The following is a 9084-nucleotide window of genomic DNA, read 5'->3' as shown; positions in this document are numbered from 1 at the left end:
GGGAATCAAGCCCCCTTCTTTGCCATCATCAACAGAAACCAAGTAAAGGCAGCATTATTATCCCCGAGAGCACTATCCACCTTTCCCTTCATCCTGATTATTCTCTCTCTAAAGGAACGGTAAAATTCGTAAGTCGGAAGCGGATCGTACTCGATATCCTCAATTTCATAGTAATTAAGGATCCCTTTGACGGTCGTTGGTTTCACAAACACCTCATCAGCGGGCGCGTAGTAATAGGGAATCACGGTTATCAACGGCCATTTCGCCATTCTCTCGCGCTTCAGGAGTTCTACCATAGTGTTGAAACCCTGCTCCTGGTCTCCATGGAGCATGTCGCGCAACGCAAGAGCGTAACTTTCCCTGTCTTCCGATGTCATCCCGTCAACCAACCTCTTCAACCTCGGTTTTTCGAACCTCGATACCAAGGATGATTGAGTGATAACCTTCACCATGTTGTCAGCCACAGCATGAGGAAAGGCAAAGGCTTCTTTGGAAAAGAATTCTCTTGCTTGTTTCGTCCGACGCGATGTGTGGTGTTTTTTTCCTTCCTGAACTAGGGCTGGATTTTCGAATCCGTCAGGGAACATGGAGAGAAACTCACTCTCAGCTTCTTTAAGCTTTTTCTCATTCATTGCTTCACTCCTCCTGAGACAAGTTGATATCACAGAAATAACGCCGCTTAAAAAGCCTATCACAACGACTCAACATCGTTTACTCACATGACACAAAAGAAAACTAGATAAAGGCTTAGCGCTAATGCCATGCAGAAAGATACTGCAGGCAACGGTCAGAGCGACGACAGAAGTGATTGGTGATCTTTCAGAGATAACACCGCGGTCAACGAGCAACATCATGAAAGCTACCGTCGCCAGTCCCTTTGGCCCGAACCAGGCCATAAACAGGCGGTCAGCTTTCGGCATACCGGAAAAACCTAGTGAAATCAAAACTGATAGAGTCCTTACCAGGAACACACTCGCAAACGCATAAATCACCACGGAACCCGACAGGTTGTTGGCGACCAGAGGCACCAACAACACCCCAAACGCAATCCAGGCCAACGATGAAACAATGTTGGCAAGGCTCTCCGTTTCATCAATCAACTTGAACCGCCTTTTCTGATCATCAAATGACACCACGCATCCAGCGGCGAAGGACGCGATCAAACCACTGCCGCCGAGCCATTGAGCCACGCCAAAAGACGAAAGCGCCAAGGAGGCAAATGGCAATACTCGCCAACTGCCCCCCACAAAAAACTGGCCATGCGTGCCGCGGGCTATGCCAACAAAAAATATCGACAGAATAACTCCGACCAAGAGACCGACACCGAACTCACTCGCCAGAAATTCCAAAATAAAAAATGGTGAAAGAGACTCTCTACTCTCGCTTGTAAGCGTCAATGCCGCCAACGCTAACAGGAGCGGCAGACACAGACCATCGTTCATTCCACTCTCAATCTCGACGCCAAGAATCACTTTTTCCGGGAGACCTTCGGTAGAGGTGATGGGGCGCACGAGGTCGGCATCCTCGGAGCGAGTATTACCGAGAGGATTGCCGCTTCCAACCAAATCATATCCGGAAACACAACAACGGCGAGGACGAAGCCAAGCATCATGGAGGCAGGAAGCCCGATTGACAACAGGCGCAGAGGTACTGTCAAAACCCTTCTGAATGCCCTGAAATCGATTCGAGCCGCCTGAGTGCACAACACCAGGGCCAGTGTAAGCTCCGCATAAACTCTCAGGAGCACTCTCGACCCATCGCTGGAGACAGCATCCACTCCCAGAGGACCGACAAAAACCCCCGTCAACGTAAAGAACATCGCACTGGTGAGCGAGAAACGCTCGAACAGCTGCCCCATTGCCCCATAAACAAGAAAAGCAATCCCTACCGCAGAAATGGCGAGGTAGGTCGAGGATGTAATGGTATAGAGCTCGTTCACCAGGAAATATCTTCTCTGAACTTACAGGGCTATTCAGGGAACATGTCCGCAGCCAAATTCGTCATAGTGCAAGCTCGTCGGGAATGGAAAGATACGACTTTCCTTCAATCAAGTGCCCCGTTCGGCTTTTGCTGCTGCGAGAGCCATCAGGTCCATAGGTTCCCCATTGTTTCCAATACAGATGGACGTTCTGGGCAAGGCATTGATCTCGGAGAGAACTTACCCATTCGGGCATCGCGCGCCGAGCCTCTGGTCCACTTTCTCCGCCGCCTACCACAAGCCGTATGCCCGACAAGTCCAGCTCATCAAGGTCACCCAGGAGAGGCTCACAACAGATATGCTTGTTCCTCACCCTTGTTTTCTTGAGATCTTCAAGGCGCGGGAGGCCATACTTCCGGTCTTCAACAGTCACTCCCGCCCACAGATTTTCGGGAGCCTCTCGCCTGTCGAAATACGCTCGCATGTTTTGGCTTCGCTTGGTCAGAATGTAGAACACATGCCAGTGTGCTTTTCTGACAACATCCATCACCTGATCGATGCTCTCATCATCCGCTTCTTCGTGAAAGATGTCGCTCATGGAGTTGATGAAGTAGAAAGTTGGCTTCTTGCGTTTCATGGGAGCTGCTTTTGCTATGCGGTCCGTATGAATCGTGAACTCGAAGCCGTTTTCGTAGCCCGACGTGCCCCATTTATGTAGTTTCTGGGCGATGGTTTCTGCGTAGCAGTGCTTACAACCCGAGGAAACTTTCGTACAGCCGGTAAACGGGTTCCAGGTCTTGGCGTCGATCTTCATCTCCTCATCGTAGGAGATCTTTCCATTGTCCGTCGTTGTCATGGTTACTCAGGCCCTATTTCACCAGCTTTCTCATAGTCCCAATAAGCCGCCTCAATATTGTGACCGTCCGGGTCGATGAAGAAAGCCGCATAATATCCTGCCCAGTAGTCCGCGCGGTAGCCGGGACCACCGTTGTCCGTCGCCCCCTCGGCCAAGGCGGTTTCATAAAAGGCACGAACCTCTTCCTTGGACTTAGCCTCGAAGGCCAGATGCGTCGGAACGACGTCCTCTTTCAGAACCCAAAGATCAGTATTTTTTCCGTCGAAAAAACCTGCAGCCTGACCAAACTCCATGTTGTTCGTGTAGCCAAGAGTGGCGAGCACCTTTGTGTAAAAAGCTTTGGACGCCTCGTAGTCACTGACGTGCAGATGGGCATGGGCGATCATGACGGCTTCCCTTTACAGGCCTATTATATCGTGAAAGCTGTTTACAGGTGTTAAGCTACTCGGCATTCTATCATACGGTTCAGCGTACGAGCATACGCTTCCACTCCCTGGACACCGCTGATCAAATGCTCATGCTCGAAAAGCATGGTCGGAACACCAGAAATACCAAGAGATTTTCCAAACGCTTCATGCTCTTTGACTATCTCGGCATGGCTTCCTGACTGCAGTACGTCCGAAGCAGACTCAGGATTGAGACCTGCCCGTGAAGCGGCAGCAACCAGGACTTCTCTTTCGTCGAGGTTTTCAGCGAACGTGAAATACGACTTGAAGATTTCCAACGTCATTTCGAGGCCAAAACCCTGTTCTGAGGCCCACTCGATCATTTGATGCGCCTGAAATGTGTTCATCAAACGCAATTCGTCTGTGAAATTGAAGGAGAAGCCGAGGTCATTCCCCATTTCCGTCAGGTTCTTTCGCAAGTGACGAGTCTCTTCGGCAGAGACCCCGTAATTTTCTACCATATGCTGGATCAGGTTTTCCCCACCAGACTCCATTTGAGGGTTCAGCTCGAACGGATGCCAATAAACCTCGATGGGAATGCCAGCTTGGGTCGACGCACATGCCAACTGATGATATCCAATAACACAGAAGGGGCAGACGACGTCAGACACAATATCCACACGGACGGGCCTGGTCATATGGGATCCTTTGGGGTAAGTTAAACGACTGCGTTTTGGCTTACTCATTTGCATTGCGTGCTTGCAGAACGACCTGCCACTTTCCGTGCTTCTTCCTCCAGATAGTGACATATTTTTCTGTCTGCTGGCTTCCGTCAGGAAGTTTCATGGAAATTTCACCGTAGGCGAAGGCCATGTCACCGGATGAGCTGATCTCGGCACCCGTCGGTTGGAATGACATGTCCAAGCCTTCGGTGTCCCGGGCCGCCTCCAGGCCTTCTTTTTCGTGGTGATTACCGACAAGAAGTTCCATTCCCGGGTTAAGGAGCTTCACGTCTTCAGCCATGTATTCCATCATCTTGTCCACATCCCCCGACGCCAACAGCCTCGAGTTCATGCGTTCCAATTCCAGGATGTGGTCTGCAGTATCAATTTGGTCTGTCATCTCAACCTTCTCCATTTTTTCTGGGCGGTCGCTCAACCCTGTAAATATCTCTGCCAGGCTATGCGTCGTTGAAATTATTGGCCTCAACAACACAGCGCCACTTTCCGTTTCCATCGATATCTCGCCAAATGGAAACGAATTTACCGATACGGGCGTGTTCTCCGGCTTGCTCCAACTTGGTTTCACCGATGACGTAAGCCATTTCGCCAGACTCACTGACTTCAATGTTCGTAGGCTCGAAGCTGAAGTTGAGACCTTCAACCGCAGAAATTTCCCGCATCCAGCTGGAGTAGCCAGTGCCGTCCATTAGCGCCATCCCGGGAGTAAGCTGAACAGTTTCAGGAATAATGATTTCATTATCTAAAAAATCGAGATCGCCTTTTTGCCAGTGTTCATTGGCAGCGCGTTCGAGCCTGAAAATTTCATCACGGATTTTCTTTTGAACGTCATTCATCGGCTTACTCCTGGTGCTTCAACTATCTCAGATATGGACGTGCCAGTGAAAACGATAAGCACACAAACCTCATGACATAATGAGACAAAATAGACCGGCAGTTAATTTTGGCGCTTCAGGCTTGACCCTTAATAGTCATTCATCATCTTCAAGCCGCATTAGAAGGCCTACGACTGCATAACCCCAAGTTATTATAACTTCAGATAAAACAACGTTAGATGCATGCGCTTTGTGATTGCTTCGAATTAACGCCGAGACGTGAGCAACGGCTCTATGGCGTTTTCCGATGAGAGATTTTTCATCCAATCGAAAGTGCCCTCTTCCTTCATCTCGCGCGCCCCCTCGATCAGGGCGGCGTAGGCAGCCATCGCCATGGCGGCTCCGATACTTACCCTTCTTGCACCGGCCTCGGCCAGCTTGGCAACCGAGAGATCGGGCGACATTGCCACAACGCTCAGCGGAGTCTTGATCTCATCCACCACCGCTTTGACTTCCTCCGCCGTGCGCAAACCGGGAGCAAACAAGACATCAGCGCCTGCAGCTTCATAGGCTTTCAAGCGGCGAATGGTATCGTCCATGTCATTCTTCCCGCGAAGCAAATTCTCACAGCGGCCAATGACGGCAAACGGAATATCGAGCGTCCTCGCAGCCTCGACCGCTGCCTCGATCCGTTCGACAGCATGGTTGAAGTCGTAGATGCCCTCACCACTCCAGTCCTCTATAGACCCACCAACAACGCCCGTTTCTGCAATCCGGCGAATCGTTTCCGCAACACCGTCCGGGTGGTGAGAGTAGCCATTCTCCAAATCGGCCGTGATCGGGATCTGGGTAGCCGCTGAAAGAGCGCGGCAATGGGCAAGTTTCTCATCGAGAGTGACTTCCCCATCAAGCTTGCCCAGGGCGTACGCCAGCCCACCGCTCGTCGTGGCCAGCGCCTGAAATCCGAGTGCCTCGAATACGCGCGCCGAGGCAACATCCCACGGCCCTGGTATCAGGAAGGTCTCAGAACCTTCGTGAAGGGCCTTCATTGTCTGAGCTTTCTCCAGCTGTGTCGGCATTTCTCGCCCTCTCAGTAACTGCGTTTTTCAATCCTAGATGGTGTAACTGTCAAAGCCGTGTCACAATGACAGATATCCCGACGATCGTGCCATATTGCTCCCCCCCTTTGGATTGCCCATGCCTCACTACCAAGTTCCCACGCTACAAACCACGTTGAATGGAGATGGCTTCCCACGACGTGTCGTCATTGTCACCAACCATGCCTCTTCTTCTTTGGAATATATTGATTTTATAAGAACTTTTTCAGAAACGACGTTCTTTTTGGAACAGGCCGGTCAACCTCCCGCCTATCAAGTGGAAGTCGTATCACGTGGAAAGGGAACGATTTACAACGTCCAAGGGCTCAGCATCGTGGCATCCAACGCCTATGATGAGCTCGAGGGCGCAGTGGACACACTGATCGTCCAGGCTGCCGATGATGACGATGAATGCCTAAATGACACCGACTTCATTGACTGGATCAGGAAGATGGTGCCGCGCGTTCGCCGCACCGTCAGTGCCTGCACCGGGGCGTTCATCCTGGCTGAGGCGGGGCTTCTCGATGGAAAGTCAGCAACCACGCACTGGGCCGCGGCTAACGACTTCCGGAAGCGGTACCCCAAGGTCAAACTCATTCCGGAACGTATGTATATCAGGGATGACGGTGTTTATACGGCGGCTGGCGTCACGGCTGCTATAGATCTCGCTATCGCATTGATTGAAGAAGATCTCGGCCCCGAATTGGCACGAAGGGTTGCTCAGGCGATGGTGATGTTCATGAAGCGTCCCGGCAACCAGGCTCAATTCCATGCCCAAACGGCTCCCCACGATTTTGATACCCCCGCGGATCCTTTCGTGCAATATATCGTGGATCATCTTGAAGGTGACTTGCGCCTTGAAAAACTCGCTGATCACTTCAATCTTAGCCTGAGGAGCTTCAACCGAAAATTTCGAGAACGAGTGGGTATTCCTCCGGGTCGCTTCATTGAGCAACGTCGAGTAGATCGCGCGCGGCAGTACCTTGAAAGCACTCACGAACCGATTTCAAGAATCGCCAACTGGTGCGGCTATGACACATCAGATGGCCTTTTACTTGCTTTCGAACGCCACCTGGAGATTTCTCCTCGTGAATATAGAAAGCGCTTTACCAGTTCGATAGATATCGAGTATTGAGCCACTTAAACCTTCATAAATAAGTTTATTGGTCAACGTATGGGGCTTTTTTCTCAAATATCGCCTGACTAGATGTCAAACAATAACCAGGCGATAACCTAGGCAATCAGTTTAGCTATACATGCACAACTTCCCAGGCGCGTCTACCTGAATCGTTAACAGTGAACCCGTTGCTGATTCCGTCATATAGAGCGTGCGCCGGTCCGGGCCACCGAAGGCCAGATTGGTGAGCGTTCGCCCCTCGGTCGGGGAACGCAGGCGCCAAAGTGGCACACCATGACGATCAAACACCCATACGCAGCCATTACCCGCGTCACATACGAAAAGGTTGCCGGCCTCATCGAGCGCGAGGCCATCGGCGCCGGAGACACCACCCGCCAGAGCCACGAAGAGCCCCACTTTTCCAATGGGGCCGTCGTCGCGCAACGGCAGCCGCCAGACGCCGTTGCCTCGGGTCATGGCCACGTACAGGGCCTTTCTCTCAGTCGTTGCCCCTCCAGTGGGGCGTAGCCGCAACACCGTTTCTTGTGTCTACCTCAACCGAGAGGGTTTAGCCTTGGCGTGGAATCCACCAGTCGTCGCCACGCACCGTTTGCACATACTCCGGCCAGCGGAAATCATGTGGCACGGGATAGTCGCCTAGCGGTTTCAACCACTGGCTACCGCCGATACCACCACCCGTGCGCTCCTCGAACTCGGCCCAGGCTCGCCGGCGGGCATCCTCGTCGGTGAGCAGGCGCAGCATGGTGTAGGCGATAGTCTCGGCCGCGCATTCGATCATCGGATCGATGGTCTCGCGCATGCCGCCCAGGGCGTTCATCACCCAGCCGGGGTAGCGATACCCTTCCGGCGCGCGCAACGCAGGACGGGCGATGTATAGCCGCACGGTGGGGGTGTGCCAGCACATCTCGGTGTAGTCGTCGGAGGTGAAGTTCTTCTGCTCGGCCGGCAGGGTTCGGCGTAACTCGGCCTCTGCCTCACGCGGATCGCGCAGGCGCTGGCACGCTTCCAGTAGGGGATCATCCATCGGCGCCAGCCCCAGCGATGCCTGGATCGCACGGGCCTTGTCGCGCGCCGCCTCGCCCCACTGCGGCGCTCCCACTTCCTGCAACGCCTCCCAGGTGAGCTCGGCCATGGCGTGATTGGGTAGCCCCGGGCGCGAGCGCGACACCCAGTGGCGCTCCCAGCGGCAGTGCGTGGCCAGTGCCGACGCCTCGGCGTTACGGTCCAGCGCCTCGCGCACGCGCTCGGCCATGTCGAGGTCGGCCACACGTATCATGTACTGGATCTCGGCGGTGCGCGCCGGCAGGTTGTCAGCGGTGGCCTGCCCCGCGGTAAGGATCGCCTCGCTGATCGACCAGCCGCCCATGTGTGGCAGGATGCTGTCGCGGATCTGCTTGGAGGTGTTGTACATCAAGAACAGCGCGTCGGTGGCACCCGGTGCCCGAGTCGCAGCATGCGACTGGGGAATCGGGCTGGCCAGGCCATCGTGCTGCCAGGTCTCGGGATCGTCGCAGACGAAGCGATAGACCATCGCATAGCAGGCCCCGCAATGGGTGTCCCATCGCACGGTATTGCACAGTGGCAACATGTAGAAAGGGTGGAAGCTGATCATGGCGTCCAGCCCGTTGTAATAGCCGCGCGCGGCGTGGATCGGCTTGGAACCGCGCACCTTCTCCGCCGGTTCGCCGAAGAATTTCAGCGTGCCGGTGATGCCATTACGCTCCATCGCCGCCTTGGTCGCCAGCAAGCCGCCGAGCGACGAAATGCCCAGTGCCGAATGCGGATCGGTGTGCCCCGGCGCCTCGGGGTGTAGGCCTTCCCGTGTGGCGGCATGGGGCTCGGCGACCTGGCAGTTGCCGGGCACCGCATCGTACTCGGCATAGCCACCGATCGTCGGCCCCGGGCCGTTGGTCCAGGTAGCGGCGAAGGCCGTGGGCATGCCCCCGCTACCTTCCTCGACCTCGAAGCCCTCAGCGCGCAGGAGTTCGACGTACCACTGGCAGGAGCGGTACTCGCGCCACGCCGGCTCGGCATAGTGCCAGATGCGTTGATGCCAGTCGGAGAGTGCCTGGCGGTGTGCCTCGATCCAGCCGCGCGCGGTGTCCTTGGCGGTGTTGAGTTTCATGATCGTCCT

Annotated in this window: 12 protein-coding genes; 1 reads left to right on the top strand and 11 read right to left on the bottom strand. The window is 54.2% G+C overall.

Annotation, left to right across the window (positions count from 1 at the left end):
• Positions 1–5: 5 nt before the first annotated feature.
• From UYS_RS0213380 to UYS_RS0213350, 9 genes are all read right to left on the bottom strand, one after another.
• The gene (locus tag UYS_RS0213380; RefSeq protein ID WP_026068551.1) at positions 6–632 is read right to left on the bottom strand and encodes a hypothetical protein; all 627 of its coding nucleotides are present in this window, start codon (positions 630–632) and stop codon (positions 6–8) included.
• 69 nt (positions 633–701) lie between these two features.
• Positions 702–1511, bottom strand: a complete 810-nt coding sequence (locus UYS_RS18695; RefSeq protein ID WP_192813934.1) for a cation:proton antiporter domain-containing protein — start codon at positions 1509–1511, stop codon at positions 702–704.
• Complete coding sequence (locus tag UYS_RS18690) at positions 1469–1939, bottom strand: cation:proton antiporter (protein ID WP_192813933.1); 471 nt, start codon at positions 1937–1939, stop codon at positions 1469–1471. The genes UYS_RS18695 and UYS_RS18690 overlap by 43 nt, the downstream gene beginning before the upstream one ends.
• A gap of 61 nt (positions 1940–2000) precedes the next feature.
• Positions 2001–2774: a DUF5131 family protein gene (locus tag UYS_RS18120; RefSeq protein WP_083868142.1), complete on the bottom strand. Its 774-nt coding sequence runs from the start codon at positions 2772–2774 to the stop codon at positions 2001–2003.
• Between the two features lie 2 nt (positions 2775–2776).
• A complete protein-coding gene (locus UYS_RS0213370; RefSeq protein ID WP_016856022.1) occupies positions 2777–3160 on the bottom strand; it encodes a VOC family protein in 384 nt (127 codons plus the stop codon).
• 50 nt (positions 3161–3210) lie between these two features.
• Positions 3211–3858 (bottom strand): DsbA family oxidoreductase, encoded by a 648-nt coding sequence (locus UYS_RS0213365; protein ID WP_016856021.1) that lies wholly within the window; start codon positions 3856–3858, stop codon positions 3211–3213.
• 40 nt (positions 3859–3898) lie between these two features.
• The gene (locus tag UYS_RS0213360; protein WP_083868141.1) at positions 3899–4396 is read right to left on the bottom strand and encodes a YybH family protein; all 498 of its coding nucleotides are present in this window, start codon (positions 4394–4396) and stop codon (positions 3899–3901) included.
• A complete protein-coding gene (locus UYS_RS18550) occupies positions 4341–4736 on the bottom strand; it encodes a YybH family protein (protein WP_016856019.1) in 396 nt (131 codons plus the stop codon). The genes UYS_RS0213360 and UYS_RS18550 overlap by 56 nt, the downstream gene beginning before the upstream one ends.
• A 245-nt stretch (positions 4737–4981) precedes the next feature.
• On the bottom strand, positions 4982–5794 hold the full coding sequence (locus tag UYS_RS0213350) for an isocitrate lyase/PEP mutase family protein (RefSeq protein ID WP_016856018.1): 813 nt from the start codon (positions 5792–5794) through the stop codon (positions 4982–4984).
• 118 nt (positions 5795–5912) lie between these two features.
• Here UYS_RS0213350 and UYS_RS18115 point away from each other — a divergent pair, with 118 nt between their 5' ends.
• Positions 5913–6947, top strand: coding sequence for a GlxA family transcriptional regulator (locus tag UYS_RS18115; RefSeq protein WP_083868140.1), 1035 nt, complete (start codon positions 5913–5915; stop codon positions 6945–6947).
• Between the two features lie 111 nt (positions 6948–7058).
• On the opposite strand, the gene UYS_RS18110 is transcribed toward UYS_RS18115, so the two are convergent.
• Together UYS_RS18110 and UYS_RS0213340 are read right to left on the bottom strand one after the other, a co-directional pair.
• Complete coding sequence (locus UYS_RS18110) at positions 7059–7466, bottom strand: SMP-30/gluconolactonase/LRE family protein (protein ID WP_272943091.1); 408 nt, start codon at positions 7464–7466, stop codon at positions 7059–7061.
• Between the two features lie 31 nt (positions 7467–7497).
• Positions 7498–9075 carry a zinc-binding metallopeptidase family protein gene (locus tag UYS_RS0213340; protein ID WP_016856016.1) on the bottom strand — a complete coding sequence of 526 codons (1578 nt, stop codon included), beginning with the start codon at positions 9073–9075 and terminating at the stop codon, positions 7498–7500.
• Between the last annotated feature and the right edge of the window lie 9 nt (positions 9076–9084).

Source organism: Halomonas smyrnensis AAD6 (assembly GCF_000265245.1).
In the GTDB taxonomy this organism is placed as follows: Bacteria; Pseudomonadota; Gammaproteobacteria; order Pseudomonadales; family Halomonadaceae; genus Halomonas; species Halomonas smyrnensis.
Note: the sequence above shows the minus strand (reverse complement) of the source record. Positions and strands in the feature narration are given on the sequence as shown.

Coding starts and splice junctions, on each gene's coding strand:
- UYS_RS0213380 (WP_026068551.1), bottom strand. CDS start 632: ATGAATGAGAAAAAGCTTAAAGAAGCTGAGAGTGAGTTTCTCTCCATG.
- UYS_RS18120 (WP_083868142.1), bottom strand. CDS start 2,774: ATGACAACGACGGACAATGGAAAGATCTCCTACGATGAGGAGATGAAG.
- UYS_RS0213370 (WP_016856022.1), bottom strand. CDS start 3,160: ATGATCGCCCATGCCCATCTGCACGTCAGTGACTACGAGGCGTCCAAA.
- UYS_RS0213365 (WP_016856021.1), bottom strand. CDS start 3,858: ATGACCAGGCCCGTCCGTGTGGATATTGTGTCTGACGTCGTCTGCCCC.
- UYS_RS0213360 (WP_083868141.1), bottom strand. CDS start 4,396: ATGGAAACGGAAAGTGGCGCTGTGTTGTTGAGGCCAATAATTTCAACG.
- UYS_RS18550 (WP_016856019.1), bottom strand. CDS start 4,736: ATGAATGACGTTCAAAAGAAAATCCGTGATGAAATTTTCAGGCTCGAA.
- UYS_RS0213350 (WP_016856018.1), bottom strand. CDS start 5,794: ATGCCGACACAGCTGGAGAAAGCTCAGACAATGAAGGCCCTTCACGAA.
- UYS_RS18115 (WP_083868140.1), top strand. CDS start 5,913: ATGCCTCACTACCAAGTTCCCACGCTACAAACCACGTTGAATGGAGAT.
- UYS_RS0213340 (WP_016856016.1), bottom strand. CDS start 9,075: ATGAAACTCAACACCGCCAAGGACACCGCGCGCGGCTGGATCGAGGCA.